Consider the following 21,613-nt stretch of genomic DNA (forward strand, 5'->3'; position numbering starts at 1 on the left):
CACGGTTCGTGCCCCTGCCGACCAGAGCGGGTTCGTCCTCGGTTGTCGTCCATACATGCATCGTGGATACCTGAGATGTACCCAAAGAGGCCTCACCGGTTCGCTGGCGGGCTTCTTCTTCGCCTTCGTCGGCTCGCTCGGGTGCAGCTGGATCAGGGTCTTGCCGCGGTGCGAGGCTCGGGGTGAGGTTGGAGGACGAAGGCGGTCCTTCATGTCATGCCAGCGCGGATACGAGCGTAGAGGGAGTGGTCGAACGGGTCTGCCGCATGTGCAGCACGGTGAGGGGGGACATGAGCGGGCAGACCGTGAGTGTCGGCGGCCGAAGCGTGGCGCTGGACCAAGCCACGCAGTGGATATGGCAGTACTTCGACGCTGAGGCGAACCGGGCGGCTGCTGTCGCCGCGAAGGGCAGACCGTATGCGTTCCCCGTCTACGATCGGATGGACACCGGAAGCGGGCCAAACGAACTCAACGACGGGGACCTGCTGGCACCGGTGTTGCTGAACGTCACGCCGAAGCTACATGCCGTCCTGAACCTCCAAGCTGTGCGCCCCGACCTGGAGGCAGTGCTCGCGGCGATCCCACCAAAGCTCACGCTGCAAGATGCGGTCGCCTCCGGCACGCACACGGAGCCGTTGCACCGCATCGGCGGCCTGCTCGACGGTCCGGCCCCGCTCCGCGGGGTGGGCGGAACGATTCTGATGAAGATCATGCACCGCAAGCGTCCACTGTTCCTGCCGCTCTACGACACCCAGGTCTATGCCTGCTACTGCGGGCCCGGTGCGCGGTATCCGATCAAGAAGTCTCCCCAGCGCACCTGGGCACAGTTCCTCCGACCTCTCGGCGATGCCATGGCGCGCGACCTAGACGAGCAGCCGGATACGTGGAAGACGCTGATGGGATGTGCTCCGGACGGTGTGAGCGTGCTGCGCGTCTTGGACGTCGTCGCATGGAATTTCGGTGGCGATCCCGAGAGCATCCAGCTGAGTCATCTGACCTGAACGATGGCCAGGAGAGCCTGACCGATCGGTGCACCCGCCGTCATGGCTGACTGTCGTTGGCTGGGGCTCAGCTGAGAGCGCTGAGGCGGCCTGACGCTCGGTGCGCCGGCGTGCCCACTTCTTCAGCAGTTCGTCGTCCTGCATCCGGGCGCATCGTGGCCGAGGGGTAGGCATGTCCCGCGACCTTGTCTCCCGCGAGGGCTCTCAAGTATCGCGAGGAGCGTCCAACCGGTGCGTAGGTGTGCTCCCGGTCACCGCCGCGGCGGTGGCGGTCGCGGTACGGCGAGCGGTGGGTGCTGCGGGGGCGGGTGTGGGTGCGGCAACGAGGGTTGTGGCGGTGGAGGTGAGTTCGGCGAGACGGTCTCCGCCCGCGGCGGAGGAGCCGATTGTCCAGGTCGCTCGGTCAAGGTCTTCTCCGTCGTACAGCGCCCATCGGTCGGCTGCGGCATGCGGCGTGGACTTGAAACGATGGTCCGGTCTGGTGCTGCCCAGGTGGTGCGGGCGGGGCGGTGACCACGTGCCAGGTAGCGTCGTGTAGGACATCGTTCGGGTGGCTCACGGTGGTGAGGGGCGGGGGCGTCGAGGTGCTGGACATCGCCCGGATGAGAGGCACGGGGGTGTTGGCGGTGAGGGTGGTGCCAGAGGTGCTCTCCGAGGCCGTCGTAATTCGCGATGGTCTAGACGAGGTCGGTATGGTGGCGTGCTTCGTCGAACTCGACTCGTACGGTGAGGGATTTGTGGGAGGCGATGGTCGTCTCGTCGCATGGGCGGTACGAAGCGCTTTCGACCCTTCCCTAGGTGCTCAGGGCCAGCCGTGTTGCTCCTCGTCAGACTTCGACTCTCCCGAATGACGACGCGGAGAAACACGGCCACACGGCGAGAAGGAGCGCCGACGATTGGCACATCGTCATGCCTTGCACCAATCGTGCCAGGCGCGCCTTCTGTGGTCGTGACGCAGTCACGACCACGTCCGATGGACTGGTTTTGTTGGCGGCCACCCTTCTCCTCGTGGTGTGCCGCTCACGGTCGGTTGGGCCAGAAGGTCGACGAGGGGAGCCGTACAGAGGGCAGGTGTACTGCCCGGATCGGCCCGAGAGCGACTGCAGCAGCTCGGTGGGCCTCGTCGTAGGTGCCGGAGCCTAGGAACTCAGCGGAGCAGGCAGGACAGTCTCCGGGGCGGCGGGTGTGACCGGCGCTGCGATCTCCGGAGCCTCTTACGTGCGCGAAGGCGTCATCGGGAAAGTCAGCGCGCACGGCATGCCAGACCCCGGCGCGCTCGTCGTCGGGCAGCCCAGCCGCTACCGCCGGCCGCATCGGCGGCAGAAGGCGCCCGTGGTCCTGGACGAGAAATACCCGGTCGGTGAAGTCGACGCTGTCCCCGTCGGGGCGCTCCTGCTCCAGCCAGGCCCGGGCCTCCTCGCGCGTGCCTGGCCCCCACAGGTACTCCGTAGGGAAACGCGTGGTCTCGTAGCGGGAGTCGAACTCCGCCCAGTAAGCATCGTTCCAGCGACTGCCTGGGATGAACGGAATGGCTCGCACGACGACGTGCTGGTACTCGTCGTCGCTCTCCTGATCTTCCACGGGGTCGGGGACAGTGAGGGCGCTGGCGGGCTCCATCCGTGTCCGCCCCGAACCGTTCCAGCTCAGCACGACGATCTCCCGACGCAGAGGCGCCGGGTACAGGCGCCCATCGGGAGTGGCCTGCCCCCACAGCTGGTTGATCAGCTCCGCCAGGTCACGCACCGTCCGGGCCGCCCCGACAGGGGTGTCGACATGGTGGCCGGACGGATGGGCAACGTAGTTACGCAGCTTGGCCAGCGCGTCTTCGACCGCACGGCTGCGTCGCCCGCGGAGCAGACCCGCCGTACGTGCCCACAGCCGGAGCCCGTGCAGCATCCCGTTGAACTCGATGGCCTGGTCGGCGACGACCAGCTTCGCACGTTGCCGTGTCATCCTGCCCGCCCGCTTCTTGACGTCGTCGTACGACGTGACGGTGTAGGAGACGTCGGGGGCCCGGGAAAGACGAAAGGTGACGGTGCCGGCGCACCACTCCATGAAGCGGTCGCGCAACGCCTGCTCGTAGATGGGCAGCGCCTGGTCGCCGACCACGGTGTACACGTCGTAACACAGCACACCGTAGGCGAAGACGGTGCGCAGCCGCTCGAAGGAGTCGCGAGTCCCTGCAGCGACACCTTCTGCAAGGTCGCAGTCGGCGATCTGCTGCTGCTGAAACTCTGCGGCGTCCTCCGGCCTCATTCGGCTGCCGAGCCCATAGGGGTTGAACGCCAACGACAGATCGTCCGCGGCGCGCAACTCCTCAAGCGTCTGGATCTCCAAGTGGTTCTCCTCAAGGTGGGAAACAGACCAGTATTCACCCCAGGGCCCCTTGGCGGCCACTCCTTTCCCTTTGGGGCCCACCACCCCAGTTGTCCCTCGTCGCCCAAGCGAGGCGTTCGACGGCGAGCCCAGCCGGGTCGCCGTCTCTGGGAGTCCCTCTGCGTCCTGCTACTCCGCCCTGACCTGCGGGGGAGCAGTTCGCAAGCCGGGCTCTGAACGAGGCGGACTAAACCCAAGTAGCGGCCGTCTCGGTATGGCGGTGAGTGCAGCTATGGCGACTGAATCAGCGGAACGCTTGTTCGATGCCGAAGAGGAGTGGGTGGGCTTGGGGCCATCCGGCTTCGATGAAGATGTCGCACCCTCGAGGCAGCGACTCCGCAGGACATCAGCCGCAACGACGATGCCCAGCACCTCATGCGACCGCAGGGCCTCCAAGCCCGGGAGGAGCGCTGGCGGCTCCTGAAGGCTTGCTCGACCTCACGCCCATGGGACGGGCTTGGTCTCGCCGACCCATCTGTTGGTCCTGGATAGGTCTTGGTAGGAGCCTCGGTAGCCGATGGAGTGAAGAACCAGCAGCGCGAGGTAGTGGCGGGTCAGGAGCCAGGTGTCGGTGACCAGTCCCTTGACTCCGTAGACGGGCTCTTGTGTCTCCTTGGGATGCACGAGACGGTTGCGAACTCGGGTGACGACGTCGGCGCCGTCCGCCAGCCGAGTGCCGTCTACCTGCTGTCTGGCCGCATAGGCAGCGGCTGCCGGCAGACGGTCTGCGCGCACCCTCAGTTCGATCCCGGACTCCGTCAGAACCGTACGCAGCTTGTCATGAGCCGGTCTTGCGCGGGATGTGTACTCGGCTTCCGTGAGCCGCCCGCTGAGCACGAGTTCCTGCCATATCACATGCTCCAGTCCGGCAGCTCCGCTCATGATCCGCTGCTCAACGAACCCTCGATCCACTATGGCAGTGATCGCGTACTGCATCTGCAGGCGAAGCGCCTGCCCCTTGCCGGGATCGCGGAAGGTGGGCAGGAGGCAGGCCAGCAGATCTGCCAAGGACTTCTGGTCTTCGGGGTACCACCAGCCGGAGCTGATGCGGCGTGCCGGGTCGCAGAGCATCGGGCCCCATTGGCCCCACACTGTATGTTCCTGGTTATTCAGGCCGACGGGCAGGGCCGGAGCGACCCACCGGCCGAGCGCGAAGGACAGTCCGACGTGCAGCGCGCTGAGGACCGGGGTGACCTCGGCGGCCGTGAACGTGGCTCCGTCCAACCGCCGGATCTCCACCACATGAGTCATGACGTAGACGTCGGCCTGGCGCACATCAGAGAAGGCGGCCTTGTGGTCGGGGCGGACGTCGAGCGTGATCCTCCACCCGTCCGCCTCATACACGCTGCGTCCGGCCGACACCACTCGCGGGGTCCCATCAGCAGCATGAGCCTCGAGGTGGGCTGATCCACGCCATCGCGGCAGGTTGAACCAATGGGCCACTACACGGTCGAGCGGCGCGGTGGGGTCTCCGTAGGAAGTACCGTTGGACCAGCCGCTCACAGCGTCGCGGGCGGACACCGGGAGTTCGATGCCGAGGTCGAGCAGACTCAGCTCAGTCCTGTCCATACATGTGGGGTCATAGTCCTCGGTACACAACCTCCAAGAGATCCCGGGCTTCGGGGAGCAGTCGTACTGGACAACCCCGGGCACCCCAGCCCCGGCCGGTCCAATGGGTCCGTCGTAGAGGGTGATGGGCTTCCCTGGCGCATTGAAGGGGTACACCGGCGCCAGAGGCTCCTCAGCCTTGAGCCCAGTTGACGAAGCAGACATGTGCCGGACTCTAGACGCTGCCACCGACATTTGCCGCGAAACGTGCTCCCTGGCGCCGGAACTGGTCCTGAGCGAATACAAGGCTGGCTGCCTCCGTACCCTGGGGGCCTCGCGCCGGTGTCATTCCTTCATATGTTGCAGGTCGGGCTGCCCGGTAGTCACTTACGGACGCCAGCCCGTCGACGAGGCGAGGTCACCGTGCGATCTGGTCCGATGTCCTGGCATCACGTGAGTGAAACGTCCGGTGCCAGTCGGGGAGGTACCAGCACCTGGTCGCGGCGATACCTTGGTTGCCGTCGATCAGTCGTTCCGCCCGGCATTGTGCCGGGCCGGATGGTGGCCGGGCCTCTCTCGTCAACGTCTCCGACAGCACGCGCCCAGTATCACCCCCAGGTCATAACTCGGCAGGGGGACACAGTTGCGCCGGGCCCGGTTGCCAGCGGTCCCACTGCAGGTTCGCGAAAACCAAAGCGATGGGTGCTGGCGTGCTCGTGATCGCCCGCAGCGGGTGTCCACGTTGAAGGTCGTCTGGCCCGGGTGCCTGCGGGAGGTCTCCGGTTCGGCTGCGCATGTCGCGAGGGTCCGCCTAGCGTTTTTCGCCATGAACGCCGCAGGTCTGTACGAATGCGGGAACGTTGGGGGCTCCAACGGAGCACTACTCCCGGAGCGAGCTGGTCGCGCTCGCCGTCAATTGCGCCCTCGGCGGGACCATCCCGGAGGCGTACGCTAACTGTCCGTCAGGCAGTCTTAGATGGGGTCGGCCGGGAGCGGATCCATGCTGACGTGGGTCGAAGCTGCGGCGTCCGGGGCTGTCGGTGGCCTGATCGCTGAAGGGGACGCCTGCTGTTCGTCGCCTGTACCCGGGCGCGGGAGGTGCTTGCGCGTCGTAGAGCGGGCAGGTCAATGAGTTACTCGTGGCGTGATGCCGAGCGGGGCTCCCGCGCTGCCTGAGTCCGGAGCCCCATGGATCTTACCGACTCCCGTGCGGCGGCGACGCACCGTCGTGATCTCACGCCCGTCATACACCACTCGGAGCCACTCGTCCGCCACGAGGACAGTGACGGCTCTCGCGTGCCACTGCAGGCCGACGTGGATAGTCTGATGGCCGACCACTATGATCCCGGGCCGGTAGACCTTTCGACGCACACAGGGGACGTTGGGAGCGAACTCGACGGGAGGCCCGTCCACTTCGCTGGGTTGCCCGTCCACGTCGCTCGGTGCAGCGCGGGAGCGCTCGCGGAGCGGACGTGCGGCGCGGATGCGGTTTTCGTAGACCCGCCCCCGAAGCTTGCTCAAAGCCTTGGACTCGATCTGGCGGATCCGCTCTCGGGTTAGGCTCAACTTCGCTCCGATCGCTTCGAGGGTGAGCTCGGGGCCGTCGTCAAGCCCGAGTCGGAGGGTCATCACCTGGCGCTCTCGTTCGGTGAGGCAGCTGAACACATCATGGACTTCCTCTGGGGACAGGTCGCCGTAGTAGAAGTCCGGTTCGGTCCAGTGCGGTCCCTGAATGCTCCGGTCCGCTTCCTCGTGCAAGGCGTCGTCACCGACGGTCTCGGTCAGGTCTTCCAGGGGGAGTGTTCGACGGACCCGGGCGAGCAGGACGTGCGCCTCGTCAACGGTGACACTCGCGCGGGCGGCCACCGTGGGGAGAGCGTCGGTAGGTGACTCGTGCCCCAACTCTCGTGCCGCCTTCCGTAGCGCGGTCAGGGTTTCGTGCGCGTGGGCGGGGATCCGTATCGTGCGGCCTTTGTTTGCCAGGGCCCGTGTGATCGCCTGCCGGATCCACGAGACGGCATACGTCGAAAATTTGTTCCCCTTGAGGTGGTCGAACTTCTCGATGGCGCGCAGCAGGCCGAGGTTGCCCTCCTGGATCAGATCCATGAGGTCCAACCCGCGGCCCGTGTACCAGGTGGCCATGCTGGCAACCAGCCGGAGGTTCGCCTGGGCGAAGTCCGTGAACGCCAGTTCCCCGAGCCGGACCAGCTGTTCCAGCTCACGCCGCAGCTTAGGAGCGATCTTCCGGCCAGCCTCGTCCAACTTCTCGCGAGCCAGCAGTCCCGCCTCGATGACTTGGGCCAGTTCCGTCTCCTCTTGCCGGGAGAGCAGCGGGAACCTGCTGATCTCCTTGCGGTAGTGCGTGAAAGAGTCGCCCACGGCCTCACGTGAGGAAGCATCCTCCTCCGGGGACTCGGCGACGGGCTCGGGGCGGGGGTGTGGCATAGGCGGCATGGTGAGTGCGGTTGTAGGACCGGCGGGCGTCTCGTACGGCTTCTCGGCCCGCAGGGGCGGTCGGGACGCGGAGGGAACGCCGGGACTGAGCGCTTGCACGGTCAACGCGGAAAGGTCCAGCCTGCTGTCCCGCTGCAGCTCAAGGTTGAAGCACGGTGGTCGGTGTGGTTCCGGCTCCGGCCCCGCCGGAACGCTGCGTTCATCCTGGGTGTCGTTCAACGGCTCGGCCGTTGTGGGAAGCTCTGGCGCGGCCGGGGCCGGCGAACCGCCTTCCAGACCGAACGCGGCCACCGCGGCCGGAGGCAGTGCGACGCCCTCCGCCATCACCCGGCCCAGCACCTCGACCACCACCGCGGTATCCACGCCGACCAGCAGTCCCCGCAAGGCCACCGGGGTCAGGGCTCGCTGTGGCCCCGCGGCAGTCACCAGCGCCTCATGCAGCACGGCCGGCGTCCCGGCCTCGGTTTCCGTCGTCATCAGCGTGCCCCCATGTGCCGTACTGCGGTGCGACGAGCCTCTCGCATTGCACCACCCGCCACTGACAATCAGTCACCCCCCTGGGGAGTACGCACCGTTCACCTGCGGATTCCCCATGCTCCTTATGTGAAGGAATGGTAGATGGTAGAACGTACAACGATGGTTGGTCCCGGGCGAGATCGGTACTTCCGAGACGGGGAGGGGCGGGGCATGCTGGTCGATCCCACGGAGTTGCTGGACGACTGCGAGCGGGCCTGGCGCGAGGCGGGGGAGCCGTCTGCCGGGGCGGTGGAGCCGGTCGCTGCCGTACGGACCGCGCTCGTCTTGGAAGCGCTGGTGGCGTACCGGCTGCTCGCGGACCACTCCGACCTCCCGCGCGACAGGGTCTTCGCACGCTGGCCCGCCTGCGCGGTCCACACCGTGGCGCTGGCCGACGGGCCGAAACTCCCGCGCCTGGTAGTCAAAGCCCGCGCGCGCGTGCTCGCGGAGCGCCCCGACCTGGGGTCACGCGGAGCCTCCCCGGAGAGCGCCGACGAATGGATTCGCGCCGCGCAGGAGGCCGCCCGCTCGCTGGGCTGGACATGGCACGTGCCGACCGCGGCGGAGGACGGCTCGGGCACCCCGCCCCGCGGCGCTACCTCCGCTCCCGAGGTCCGTCTCGGGCCCGGCGCGGGCAGCGTGCTCCTGACCCTGCCAGGCGAGCCGGACGCGGGGGACTGGCAACTGGCCGCCGACGGTGAGGTGTTCGCAGCCCTGCCGCCCTATTGGGTACTGCCGGGCCCCGTGCGCCGTGTCGAGGCGACAGATCCGACGGGAACCACCCATGTCTCGGCGATCGTGGACCCAGACGACGCCCTCCTGGCCTTCGGCGCCGACGGCCACCGCGTCCCCCAGGACGAGCCCCTGCCCGCAGCCGAGATCTGCCTTCTCCATGCCGGCACCCTGCAGACCGAGGGCGCCGCCCCCGGCATCGTGGAACTGCCCACCCCGTACGGCTGGAACGGCTGGACGCTGAGCAGGGTGTCACTGACCGGGGTGACGCGGGTGCGGGCCGCCGCCGCGGTTCCGGGAAACTGGCTGGACGTAGCCGCCGGACGGCCGCTCGGGTGGGAGGGCGGTGCGACGCTGCCGTGGATCGCGGGCGACGACGGGGCACCCGTGTGGCACCGTCCGCCCGCTCTCCGGCTTCCGCGGCGCGCCGGTGAGCCGGACGCGCGACTCTGGCAGGCCGAAGTGCGCCGCCGCGGCCACGAGGAGCCTCTCGCCCGGCAGACCGGTGCTCCCGGGGCGCTCCTCGATCCTTGGAAGGACGTACCCCGCCCGCTTCTGGGACCGTACGAAATCCTCGTCCACCGCGTCGGCTCCCGGCGCAGCCGCCGGCTGGCGGCCTTCCTCGCCGAGGGCACCACGGCCGAACCGACTGCCGAGTGGCGTCTGCTTGCCCCGCACGGAGGCCTGGCCCCTGCTCGGCTGACTCTCCGCACCGGCGGACCGGTCACCGCCTCCGAGCGCGTTGTCGCGTTCTCCCCGTACGAGATCACCAAGGGGCTGGTGCTGGGCGACGGGATCCGTCAGTTCACCGTCGAGATGTGCATTCCGCACTCCGAGGTCCGCCTCGAACTCGGCGGTCACCCCCTGACCTGGTCCATCCGGCCGCTCGACATCGACGCCGCTGACCTGGCCGGCGAGAGCGCCCTGACCGTCCGCCTGCCGGAACAGGCGGTGGCGTTGACACCTCTGCTGGCACTGGTCGTCGAAGGGGCGAACCTGCTCACGCTGCGTCCAGAACGCCGCACTCGCACGCGCAGAGGAGACCTCCGGTACTCACTGGCGGCCCTGGCGGACACCGTGCGCGACTGCGTGAAGGCCGACATACGGCTGCTGGTCGCGGGGGAGAGCGTCCATGTCGCGACCGTGCGCACCCAGCCCATCGCGGAAAACGTCGTACCCGACGGCGGCGGACTGCTGCTGCGGGGGCTGAGCCACCCGGGCGAACTGATTGCCCGCCTGTACGCCGTCTTCGCCCCGTGGGAACAGCCGTTGACGGCCACCGTCGACCAGTCCGGCCGTATCCCGCTGCCAGCGGCCTGGCGGTCGCTCGGCCCCCTGATCGTGCACCTGAAGGCGGGCGCCCTCACACCCACAGCTCCCGGATGGCCCCGCCTGCGCGATCGCGACACCCTCGTGCTGCGCCGCTCCCCGTGGACTTCCGCCGCCGGCCGCGGATCCGGCGCCAGGGTCTCGGAGTACCTGGCTGGGCACGGCGCGCTGCCGCGCGACACCGACGCGATCCCCTACCAGTGGATCGTGGCCGCCCGCGGACGCGACCTGCAGGCGTGCGGAGCCAGAGAGACGGCACCGGCGGAATGCCGCAGCGCCCTCGTGGACGCCGGGCCCACCGCCCTCACGGGAGCGGCCGACAGCGCGCTGCGCTCCGGCGAACTCGCCTCCGTGCTCGCGGGCAGCGGTCTCGCCGCCCTGCGGATACGGGAGGTGGCGGACCCTGTCACCGTACGTCGCGTCTGGCGGCAGGCTCCTTTGTGTGCGCTGCTACTCACGGCCCCGTTGCTGCCGTATCTCTCTGGTCACCCCGCTTATGACGTCGGCGAGCTCTACCCGGAGGAGGCGGAACTCCTCGGCGAGGTCGGCCAGTTTCTGGGCGACGCCAGCGCGGCGTTGCTGGCCGGGCAGGCAGATCCGAGCGGCGCGGTCGGCCGGTTCGACGCCCAGACCCGTGCCCTCGACCAGCTCCCTGAACTCCAGCAGCAGGCCGTGTGGCGCAGCGCCCGTGTCGTCCCTCGGGGCCTTCTGGACCCCGACACTCGTGCCGACGCCGCCTGGCAGGCGTTCCGTGCCCGCAAGGACCTCCAGTACCACGCCACGCGTGAGGAGTTCTCCGAAGCACTCGACGCCGTATCGATCTTCCTGGACGACGGACACCCCGACCTGGCCCAGGCCTTCCGCGGACGGGACCCAGGGCGGTTGCACGGGCCGGGCGAAGCCTGGATGCGGGTCCCTCACCTGTCTCTGGGATGCGCGCTGATCGCGAGGCTCGCCGCCGCCGGCGACGCCCGTGCCGCCGGCCTGGAACGGGGACTTCGCCACCTGTGGACGCCCATCGCGTCCCACGCACCGGATCTCACCGCCGTCGACATCGCCCTCTCGGAATGCCTGGTCACCGCAGAGGCCGTGCACAGCACCGGCTGACCACCGGTTCCCGTCCATCCCGTACCGCACCGGTACCCCCCCACCGCTCGTCCGAAGCCGACCGTCACATCGGAGCCTCCCGTGCACAGCCTCGACCCGCTCGCCACCGCCCGCATGATCAGCGACACCTACCGCCGCTACCTGCGTTCCCTGCTGCCCCTGTGCGAGCCCCGCCTGGCCGAGGCCCTCGCCCACGCCATCGACACCAGCCCGCTGCTCACCAAGGGGCCCCTGCTGGAGGCCACCCCCGCCTACGCGCCGGGCGCCACCCTGAACGAGCTCGTCGCAGAGGGCGTACTCGACCCCGCGTTCCAGCAGCTGACCGGCCCCGCACTGCCCGCCGACCGTCCCCTGTACCGGCATCAGGAACAGGCGCTGCGCAAGGCCGTCGCCGGACACAACCTCGTCGTGGCCACCGGCACCGGCTCCGGCAAGACCGAGAGCTTCCTCCTGCCCGTCCTCAACGCCCTTGCCGCCGAACACGCCCGCGGCACCCTTGAACCCGGTGTTCGCGCCCTGCTGCTCTACCCGATGAACGCCCTGGCCAACGACCAGATGAAGCGACTGCGCCGACTTCTCGCCGACGCCCCCCACATCACCTTCGGCCGCTACACCGGCGACACCAAGGACGATCCGCAGCGCGCCGCCGACACCTTCGAGCAGCTCAACCCCGGCGAACCGCGCCTGCCCAACGAACTGCTCAGCCGACGCGAGATGCGCGCCACACCGCCCCACCTTCTGCTCACCAACTACGCCATGCTGGAGTACCTGCTGCTCCGCCCCCAGGACATGGACCTCTTCGAGGGAGAACAGGCGGGTTCCTGGCGGTTCGTCGTCGTCGACGAGGCCCACGTCTACGACGGAGCGCGCGGCGCGGAACTCGCAATGCTGCTGCGCCGTTTGAAGGACCGTGTGGGGCAGGGTCGGGAGATCCAGGCCGTCGCCACCAGTGCCACCGTCGGCGCGGAGGAGAACCCGGCCGCCGTCACCGCCTTCGCCCAGGCCCTCTTCGACGTCCCCTTCCGCTGGGACGCGAGCGACCCGGCCGCCCAGGACCTGGTCACTGCTACCCGGGTCGCCACACCCGATGGCCCGCACTGGGGGCCGCTGCCGACCACCGAGTACCTGCGCCTGGCCACGACCGCCGACCCCGGACCGGAGATCGTGTCGGCCGCCCGCATGCACGGCCTGCCCGCCGACACCACCGCGGCCACCGCCCTCGCCGCCGAGGCCGGCACCGCGGTTCTGCGCCGGGCCCTCGCCGACGGACCCCGGCCCGTGAACGAGATCGCCCGCGACGTCTTTCCCGGTGACCCCGTCGGACCCGCGGCGGTCACCGCGCTCATCCAACTCGCCAGCCAGGTGACCGACACCGACGGCGCTCCCGTGCTCTCCGCCCGCTACCACCTCTTCGCACGCGCCACAGAAGGCGCCTTCACCTGCCTCGACCCGGCAGGCCCCCACCTCGACCTGGCCCGCCACGAGACCTGCGCGCGGTGTGCCCGCCCCTCCTTCGAGCTGGGTGCCTGCCGCCGCTGCGGTGCCGTACACCTGCACGGCACCCTCACCGGCAAGGGGGCACAGGCCCGCCTCGCACACCGCAAGTCTCCCGACAGCTTCCACACTTGGCTGCTCCTCGACGGGGACGGCTCGGACACCGGTGCCGACGAGGACGACGAGACACTCGGCGACAACGCCAAGGGCGGCCTCAAGGAACGCCGACTGTGCACTCGCTGTGCGGTCGTGCACCCCGCGGCCACGGCATCCTGCACCGCTCCTGGATGCGGTGGCACCGAACTGCGCCGAGTCCACCAACTCGACACCCACGAGGGCACCCCGGCCGCATGCCTCGCCTGCGGAGCGCGTGGTCACGGCATGATCCGCCTGTTCGAGGCGGGCAACGAGGCTTCGGCCGCCGTCCTCAGCACCGCCCTCTATCAGGCGCTGCCTCCGGCGACCGACGGCCCGGCCGCCGCACTGCCCGGACAGGGCCGCAAGCTGCTGTTCTTCAGCGACAGCCGACAGGCCGCCGCGTACTTCGCGCCCTACCTGGAGGACTCCTACACCCGCATCCAGCACCGACGTCTGATCACTCAGGCCGTCCGGCAGGGCTGCCCCGATCCCGACGAGCCCCTGCACATCGACGACCTCGTCGCCCACACCATCCGCGCCGCCGACCGCGCCGGAGTCTTCCGCCGCAACGACTCCCGCCAGGCCAAGCAGCGCGAAGTGGCCCTGTGGGTGATGCAAGAAGTGCTCAGCCTCGACGACCGCCAGTCACTCGAAGGCCTCGGCCTGCTCCGGGTCGACATCGACCGCGAGCCCTTCTGGCAGCCGCCCGCCGCCCTCACCTCACTCGGCCTCTCGGACGACGAGGCATGGCTGCTGCTGCAGGAACTTCTGCGCAGCCTGCGCAACCAGGGCTCGCTCACCATGCCCGAGGATGTCGACGCGGGCGACGAGGCGTTCGCCCCGCGCAAGGGGCCCATCTGGGTCCGCTCCCAGGGCTCCGAGGCCAAGCGCAGGGTGATCAGCTGGCTGCCCAGCGCCGCGAGCGCCTCGAACCGACGCGTCGACTACCTCGTACGCGTACTCGACGCCCTCGGCCACCAGGGTGAACGACGGGCCGCCGCTCTCGACGTCTTGAACCGTCTGTGGACCGACCTCACGACAGGTCACCTCGCCGACTGGCTGCCGTCCGAGAACCAGCCCGGGATCGGCGTCGTCCGTCGGCTCGACCACGCCTGGCTGCGCTTGCGGCCGGTGATGGCGGACAGCGATCCGCTGTACGCCTGCGACCGCTGCCGCCGCATCACCGCGGTGTCCGTGCGCGGTGTGTGCCCGACGCTGCGCTGCACAGGGCGCCTGGAGGACTTCAAGCCGTCGCCCGAGACAGACGAGCATCTGCGGCGCCTCTACCTGACCTTCGACCCTGTTCCCCTGCGCGCTCAGGAGCACACCGCGCAGTGGACCGGGGAGAAGGCCGCCGAGATCCAGGGGGAGTTCGTTCGAGGACAGGTCAACGCCCTGTCCTGCTCCACCACCTTCGAACTCGGCGTCGACGTCGGTGAACTCCAGGCCGTCGTCCTGCGCAACATGCCGCCCACCACCGCCAACTACGTCCAGCGCGCCGGCCGTGCCGGCCGCCGTGCGGACTCGGCCGCCCTGGTCCTCACCTACGCGCAGCGGCGCCCCCACGACCTTTCCCGGTTCGCGGAGCCCGAGCGGATGATCGCCGGGGAGGTGAGGGCCCCGATCGTCCCTGTCGACAACGTCCGGATCGACCGCCGCCACGCCCACTCCATCGCGCTCGCCGCCTTCTTCCGTGCCATGAAGGACGAGCGGGGCCGGATCTGGCGCAAGGCGGGAGAGTTCTTCCTTCCCGACGACACCACCGGTGAGATCGCCGCCCACACCGTGCGCGACTGGCTGACGCCTGTCCCCAAGGTCGTCATGGCCTCCCTGCGCCGGGTTCTCCCCGACACGGTCCAAGCCGAGATCGGCATCGACTCCGGCGACTGGGTCGCCGAACTGGACCGACTCCTGCGGGCCGCACAGCAGATCCTCGACCAGGACGTCACCTCGTACAGTGAACGCCGCGATCAGGCCGCGGCCGCCCGCAAGTACCGGCAGGCGGAGATGTACGAGAAGGTCATCCGCAACCTCACCCAGCGCGAACTGCTCGGGGTCCTCGCCAAACGCAACGTGCTGCCCAAGTACGGCTTCCCCGTGGACACCGTCGAACTGCGCATCCCCCAGGAAGGTGGCGCCGTCTCGGGGCAACTGGAACTCACCCGCGATCTGAGCGCCGCTGTCCACGAGTACGCCCCAGGGGCCGAGATCGTGGCGGGCGGCCACCTGTGGGCGTCCGCCGGTGTCTACCGGCTGCCGGACCGCGAACTGGTCAGCCGACACTACGCCGTGTGCGCCGCCTGCGGCCGCTATCGGGAGGCCACCGAACCCGTGGGCCCCGTCTGCGCCGCCTGCGGCACGCAGTCGGCGGCCGCGCAACGAAGGTACGTCGAACCGGTCTACGGTTTCGTCGCCGCGCGCGGCCCACAGCGCCGCCCGGGGCAGACCCCGCCACGGCGGTCCTGGTACGGCGACGTCCACATGTCCACCGACACCGCCGACCTCCAGGAAGGCGCGACCACCTTCGTCTCCGGCCACACCACGCCCTGGTCGGCGGGCACCAGGGGAGAGATGGTGGTCGTCTCCGAGGGACCGGCCGGTGCCGGATACCAGATCTGCGACTGGTGCGGCTGGGGCCGTCCGCACGCTCAGGCCGGGCCTCTTCGCGGCGGCCACCCGCACCTGCTGAAGGACACCCAGTGCACGGGCCCCCTCCGGGTCGTCTCCCTCGCTCACCGGTACCAGACCGACTTCCTCCAGATCCATCTGGACCCGCTCACAGCCTTGACCGCCACTGCGGCCCGTCTGCGTTCCGGCCTGTACGCGCTGCTCGAAGGCGCCGCAGCGCATCTGGAGATGAGTCGCGATGACATCGACGGCACGGTTCACACCGGCACCGGCGGCATGCCGTCCCTGCTGCTCTTCGACACCACTCCGGGGGGCGCGGGCAATGCCGTGTCCATGGGCGAGCGGCTCGAACCGGTTGTCTCTGCCGCGCTTGCTCGGGTGGCGGCCTGCGAGTGCGGCCCGGAGAGCAGCTGCTACGCGTGCCTGCGGAACTTCCGCAACGAGCGATTCCACGAGCTGCTGAGCCGATATGAGGCCATGGCGCTCCTCAACGCCTTGGCCGGGGATCCGACCTGATCGGAATATGTAGGGGCTTCGCTCGACCGCGTCGCGCGAACAGTTCCTCCCACACAAGCGGACTGAGCGGCCGACCAGACGCAAGGCACCCACGACGGAGCTGAACAGACGAGTAGCGTCGCGTCGACTGCCGACCGGGACAAGCTCTGAGCCGTGGTGGGACCTGGGCCGCGATTAGCCACCCGGCGGGTTGCACCAGGAGGCCGAGACGCGCTGCCACCGACTCGCGGTGGGAATCGCCCACCGGAGAGGGGAAGGAGAGCAGACTATCCGTATGGACACTGCCTCAGCCCACCAGGACAGTGAAGAAGCAGAGCAGCTGAGCGCAGCCGTGGGGGTCCTCGCCGACTTCCTGAGCCGTCAGCCGCTCACCGTGGCCCTGGCCTCGCTGGAGCACCGATTGGAGGGGGCCGACGGGGTGAATGTCATGCGGATAGCGGAGGACAGCCACGTCGTGCCGGAGCTGCTTGCCTCAGCGCTCACGGTCCGCGAGAGCCTGGGCCGGATCAACGACTTGATCCACGCCTGCGGCATCCTCCTCGTCCTGCCCCACATCCTTGGGGATGGAGAACACATTGCCGTGCGCCCCTCCCTTGGTGCCGGTAACGACCAGAGCCGTCCGTACGACCTGGAGACGGACCAGCGCGTCGCGGAGTTCAAGTTCGCTCGTTGGCGCGGCGCGGACGCCATGCGCAAGCGCCAGGCCTTCAAGGACCTCGTGATGCTCGCGGCCGACACCTCTGGCCGTCGGGCCGAGCTCTTCGTGCTCGGCCCCGAGCCCTGCCGCTTCCTGGCTTCCAGCACTTCAACTGCGGCCTGGGCCCTAGATGTATTGACCCGCAGGGTTGTTGACACGGGTGATGGGTGGGTGGCCGCCGAGTGCGGTGTGGCTGCGGTGGTGGTTGTAGGTGTGGAGGAAGTCTGCCAGGGCTTCGGCCCGCTCGGTGTTGGCGGTGTAGGGCCGGATGTAGGCCCATTCGTCGAGCAGGGTGCGGTTGAAGCGTTCGACCTTGCCGTTGGTCTGGGGCCGGTAGGCCCGGGTCAGCTTGCCTGTGGCGCCGAGGTCCGCGAGGGCGTTCCTCCAGGCCAGGCCCTTGCGGTAGGCCCAGGCGTTGTCCGTCAGGACCCGCTCGATGCGGGGGATGCCCTGGCGGTGGAAGAAGGCGGCTGCGCGGGTGAGGAAGCCCGCGCAGGTCGCGACCTTCTCGTCGGGGTGGATCTCGCTGTAGGCCAGGCGGGAATGGTCGTCGACGGCAGAGTGGATGTAGTCGAAGCCCATGTTGCTGCGGGTGGCGCGGCCGGCCTGGCGGCCCAGGGTCCTGTGACCGCCGCCGTCGGGGATCCGGCCGAGCTTCTTCACGTCGATGTGGATCAGCTCGCCGGGCCGGTCGCGTTCGTAGCGGCGGATCAGGGTGCCGGTCGGACGGTCGATCCAGGACAGCCGGTTCAGACTGTGGCGGGTCAGGATCCGGTGCACGGTCGAGGCGGGCAGGCCCAGGACCGGGCCGATGCGGGCGGGGCCGAGCTTGCGGGTCCTGCGGAGGTCGCAGACGCGAGCCTCGACGGCCCGTGGGGTGCGGTGCGGTGTGCGATGGGGCCTGCTGGAGCGGTCGGCCAGGCCCGAGTCACCCTCCGCGCGCCAACGGCGGATCCACTTGTGGGCGGTAGGCCTGGATATGCCCATTTCGGCCGCCACATGGGCAACTGGCCGCCCACCGAGGACGCGATCGACCAGGATTCGCCTGCCGTGAACGGTCAGCCGGGCATTACGGTGGGACACGAAGACCTCCGTGTGTGGTGTGGAGCCTAGACACCTCCACCACACCGGAGGTCTTCGCCATGATCAAGCCCGGTCGGCGTTAACAACGCTCGTGATCAATACACCTAGACCGCAGCCCAGGGGCGCTGCGGACCTTCACTACCGCATTCGGCACGCCGAACATGTCCGTCGCCCAGTTCACCGCGACCCATGCCGCCCACGTTCAGATCACCGATTTGCGGGATCTTCTCCCCGCATCCGTCGCAGCCCTCCTGCAGTGAAATATGGGCTGCGGAGTCTAGCTGCACAGTGTTTCCCGACTTGGTTGACCAGTGCATCCAGATTGTCCATCGACAGCCAGCCCCGGCGTCACGGAGTGTCGATCGCTAATCGAGACAAAAGATCACGGCGAGTATGTGCTGGAGGGGGCCCACTGACCTCGAAGGGCTCGAAGGTATTGATCTCGAGCCCGAGAAGATCACCTATGTGCTGAGGCGAGCCATCAGCTCCGGGAGGCTCGCGAGCGGGGCATCGTTCTAGGCCTGCGTGCCCATCGTCCTCGCGCCGGGCCTGGCTCCGAGATGAACCGGGCCCGGAGGAGTTCTAGTGTCAGCGGGCGCGGCTCGGGCGAGGCTCCTTGTCCTGGCCGGGCAGCAGCCGTAGTGCTAGGACCGAGCCGTCGGCGTGGACGGAGACGGGGCCGCCCCAGTCCTTGTCGAATGTGAGGCGTGGGCGGACGTGGCGGCCGGCGTGGACGAGGGCGCGGTATTCCTCGACGTTGCCCCTGGCGAGGAGGCGGAAGACCTCCTCGTCCACGCCGGAGAACGCTTCGACGCGGGGGCCGTTGAGGCGGAAGACGTGGTCGGTGCCGACGTAGTTGTTGCCGAAGAGGACGTGGGTGGCGTCCTGGACGCTCATGTTGGCCGCGTGCTCAAGGCCCGTAAATCGTCTGTGGCCCTGCCGGTCGGTCAGGTGGCGCGCGGTGGCGTGGCCGGAGCCGGTGAAGGCCATCAGGCCCGCCGCCGTAGTGTGGGCCAGGGACTCCTGGAACCAGGCGTAGTCTTTTGCCTGCACGTGGCAGCCCCGTACGGGCTCCGGCGCGACCAAGCCCTTGGTCGGTGGGTGGATGTTCGGCATCACGTTTGCTTGGAACGGTGGGGCGTTGAGGTTCGGCTCACGGACCTCCGCCGGGAACAGCCGGCCGCCGCTGCCGGGTGCCTGGAGGGCGTGGACGGTCATCGTGCCGCCGTCTGTCGGGAGCTGTGTGCTGAACAGCAGGCCCGGTGTCTCGTTCCACGGGCCGATGTGCACCGCTTCGGCGTGGGCGGAGGCGGAGGCCAACTGCTCGGCGGAGGTGGCGGAGTCGCTGTGGTTGCCCTTGCAGGCGAGGGGAATGGTGAGGGACGGCTCGCCCGGACGCCAGATCTCTGCGAAGTAGTGTGGGCGGTAGCGATACCTCACCTTCTCGCCTTTGTCCCTGCTGGTGAGGGCCCAGCCCGCGCGTAACGCCGTATCGACAGGAACGATCGTCACCGTGTGGTCAGGGAAGCGGCTGCGCAGCATGTGTTCGGCGAGAGTGAGCGCGAAACCGATGCCAAGCTCGCCGGACTGCAGCGACTTGTAGTGGTCCGCGATCCGGTGGCCTTCGTCGGTGAGGCCGAGGAAGGAGTTGCGACCGCCGGCCAGGGCCTGGGTGTACTTGAGCGCACCCCAGTGCTCCGCCAGTCCCCGGCCCGCCCCGCGCCATGACAGGGCTGTGGCCCGGGCGAGGGTGTGGAGCACGTCCCAGAGGGTCACTTCGAACTGCCGGGGCAGCTCCGTCTGCGGGATCGGAGCGAGGGCGAGCTTCCGGCGGAGCGGCTCGTCCTCGTTCTCCTTCCGCTTCTTGTCGTCCGCGGCGATGGCGGCTTCCACCTTCCCGACGAGTACCACGTCGGAGTGGACGGAGACGTTCGACGGCTGGGTCAGGTCCTGGAGCACTTCTTCGGTCGGCTTCAACAGCTCTCCTTCACAGTGTGCGAGGCCGGTTCACCATCGGCTGGACCTTACGGAAGGAAGGAACGGCGCACACAAGTGCGCAGGGGCGCATGACATGGACCTCGGCTCGGTCGGGTCGGCGTCGACGCCTCAGCCCGCCTCGCCCACGAGGTCCACACTGCCGAGGAGTTTCGGACGTGCGGCAGGCAGCAATCCGGTTTCCGGGCTGTCGAGCATCGATCGGCTGATGGCTAAGAGGGGGCGCGTTCCGTGAGCCGGAGCGATGGCGGGGCCCGGCAGGTCGGTGCGTGGGCGCACTTCGTCCGTGTGCTGAGGTGTCTTCCGCGTGCATGATGACTCGTCAGGTAAGTCAGCATCCGGTCAGCACAAGCCCCCGCGCGTTCCGGGGCGATTGTCCCAACAGACGTCTGAGCGAAGGGGAAGCCCAGGTAGGAAGCCATCTCGACTGATCGGAGCGATGTTCTTCACAAACATCGTTCCGGTGTACAGTCGAGACCGCCCTTGACCTGCATAAAGCAGGCAGGGAGCCGTCTTCGAGGAGTCCCAAGTGCTGCGCACTCTGTTCAAGTCCAAGATCTGACTATTTGGCGTTGCCGCAGGTCAGGGGCATCATGTGCCCCCCTCAGGTCAGCAAACGGTCAGCATGCGTCCCAGACGTGTCCCCGCTTGCTGACCTGCGACCTGCAGTGCGGCGCCTGAGCATGATTCTTGGGCCGGAACGGATGGTGCACGAAACATGGCCCGACAGCTCGCCCGTGGTATGGGGTCCTTCTTCAAGGACTGCGGCTGCGCGAAGCCAACCCGCTGCCCTCACCCGTACTCGATCCGCTACCGGGACGCGCTGGGCAAGCAGCGCGAGGAGTCCGGTTACGGAACGCAGGACGACGCGATCGAACGCCTGACGCAGGTGTACGCGGAGAAGAAGACCACGGCGCCGACCGTGGCGGCGGCCCGCCGTGAACTGGGTCAGCTGACGGTCGGGGAGTACGCGAAGCAGTGGCGTCCCCGGCAGCGCAAGATGACGGATTACTCCACGGGGGAGCACGTCGACAGTTCGATCAACGTGCACATTGTCCCGCGCCTGGGGTCGCGGAAGCTGAACTCGGTCACACCGATCGTGGTCGAACGCTTCCTGGACGAGATGGAGGGCGACGGAGTCGGTCGGGGAAACCAGGTGAACATATTTCGGGTTCTCAAGACCGTTCTGCGGGATGCGTATGCCAAGGGGGCCATGGCGGACGATCCGGTGAAGGGGGTCCAGGAGCCCGAGTATGTTCGGGGAACGGTTGCCATTCCCTCGCTCGCCTACGTGACGAAAGCACTGGCCGTCGCCGATGAGGACCTGGCGCTGGAGATCGTCATGATGGCGGGATGCGGCTTGCGCAACGGTGAGGCGCGGGCGGTGAACGTCAACAACGTGGTGGCGCAGGACGTGTACCGGGTGCGCGAGCAGATCCATTCCAACACGTTGAAGCCGGCGAAGCTGAAGCACCGCAAGACGGGGGAGTTCCGCGAGGTGCCGTTGCCCGGGTCGGTGCGGGAGGCGATCGAGCGGTACGCGACCAAGCACGGCACCACGAAGGATGGCTACCTGCTGCGCGGTCCGGGCGGCTACTTCACCGAAGGCATGGAGCGGCGCCGGGTGAGGAAGCTCTTCACAGACCTGCCGCCGGAGGAAGGGGTGGGGATGTACGGCTTCCGGCACTACTTCGCCTCGAACGCACTCGGCAACGGGATCCCGATCACCGACGTCGCGGAATGGATGGGCCACAAGTCCATCGAGGAGACGTACCGCACCTACCGGCACCTGATGCCCGGCAGCATTACTAAGGCCGCCCGGATCCTGGACACCGGCCTCTGGGAAGCAGCCTGATTTTTGGATTCGAGGGAACAGCAGGTTCTTCGAGTGCTGGTGGTACACGCCTCGCATGGCTGCTGACCAGCGGAAACGGCTACGATTCGGCCAAGCTGCAACCGGCTGGTCCGTGTATGGCCCGGATCTTGGCCGGCAGGGAGT

At 68.4% G+C, this 21,613-nt stretch carries 9 protein-coding genes; 4 read left to right on the top strand and 5 right to left on the bottom strand.

From position 1 onward, the window contains the following. The first annotated feature begins 290 nt into the window (after positions 1-290). Positions 291-1,001, top strand: a complete 711-nt coding sequence (locus RNL97_RS29610) for a DUF6308 family protein (protein ID WP_128844693.1) — start codon at positions 291-293, stop codon at positions 999-1,001. 1,020 nt (positions 1,002-2,021) lie between these two features. Here RNL97_RS29610 and RNL97_RS29615 read toward each other — a convergent pair. From RNL97_RS29615 to RNL97_RS29625, 3 genes are all read right to left on the bottom strand, one after another. Beyond that, positions 2,022-3,338, bottom strand: a complete 1,317-nt coding sequence (locus RNL97_RS29615) for a hypothetical protein (RefSeq protein WP_151510173.1) — start codon at positions 3,336-3,338, stop codon at positions 2,022-2,024. Between the two features lie 477 nt (positions 3,339-3,815). Continuing rightward, positions 3,816-4,946, bottom strand: a complete 1,131-nt coding sequence (locus RNL97_RS29620; protein ID WP_151510172.1) for a hypothetical protein — start codon at positions 4,944-4,946, stop codon at positions 3,816-3,818. 1,104 nt (positions 4,947-6,050) lie between these two features. Continuing rightward, positions 6,051-7,856 (bottom strand): sigma-70 family RNA polymerase sigma factor, encoded by a 1,806-nt coding sequence (locus RNL97_RS29625; protein ID WP_151510171.1) that lies wholly within the window; start codon positions 7,854-7,856, stop codon positions 6,051-6,053. Between the two features lie 210 nt (positions 7,857-8,066). Here RNL97_RS29625 and RNL97_RS29630 point away from each other — a divergent pair, with 210 nt between their 5' ends. Then, positions 8,067-11,063, top strand: a complete 2,997-nt coding sequence (locus RNL97_RS29630; protein WP_151510170.1) for a hypothetical protein — start codon at positions 8,067-8,069, stop codon at positions 11,061-11,063. An 81-nt stretch (positions 11,064-11,144) separates the two neighbouring features. Beyond that, complete coding sequence (locus tag RNL97_RS29635) at positions 11,145-15,839, top strand: DEAD/DEAH box helicase (protein WP_313751410.1); 4,695 nt, start codon at positions 11,145-11,147, stop codon at positions 15,837-15,839. 823 nt (positions 15,840-16,662) lie between these two features. Here RNL97_RS29635 and RNL97_RS29640 read toward each other — a convergent pair. Both RNL97_RS29640 and RNL97_RS29645 read right to left on the bottom strand, forming a co-directional pair. Next, complete coding sequence (locus RNL97_RS29640; RefSeq protein ID WP_313751411.1) at positions 16,663-17,619, bottom strand: IS481 family transposase; 957 nt, start codon at positions 17,617-17,619, stop codon at positions 16,663-16,665. A 588-nt stretch (positions 17,620-18,207) separates the two neighbouring features. Next, the gene (locus RNL97_RS29645; RefSeq protein ID WP_151510167.1) at positions 18,208-19,596 is read right to left on the bottom strand and encodes a hypothetical protein; all 1,389 of its coding nucleotides are present in this window, start codon (positions 19,594-19,596) and stop codon (positions 18,208-18,210) included. Positions 19,597-20,356: 760 nt separating this feature from the next. Here RNL97_RS29645 and RNL97_RS29650 point away from each other — a divergent pair. Then, a complete protein-coding gene (locus RNL97_RS29650; protein WP_151510193.1) occupies positions 20,357-21,469 on the top strand; it encodes a tyrosine-type recombinase/integrase in 1,113 nt (370 codons plus the stop codon). Positions 21,470-21,613 lie beyond the last annotated feature (144 nt).

It is taken from the genome of Streptomyces parvus, from assembly GCF_032121415.1.
GTDB classification, from domain to species: Bacteria; Actinomycetota; Actinomycetes; order Streptomycetales; family Streptomycetaceae; genus Streptomyces; species Streptomyces globisporus_A.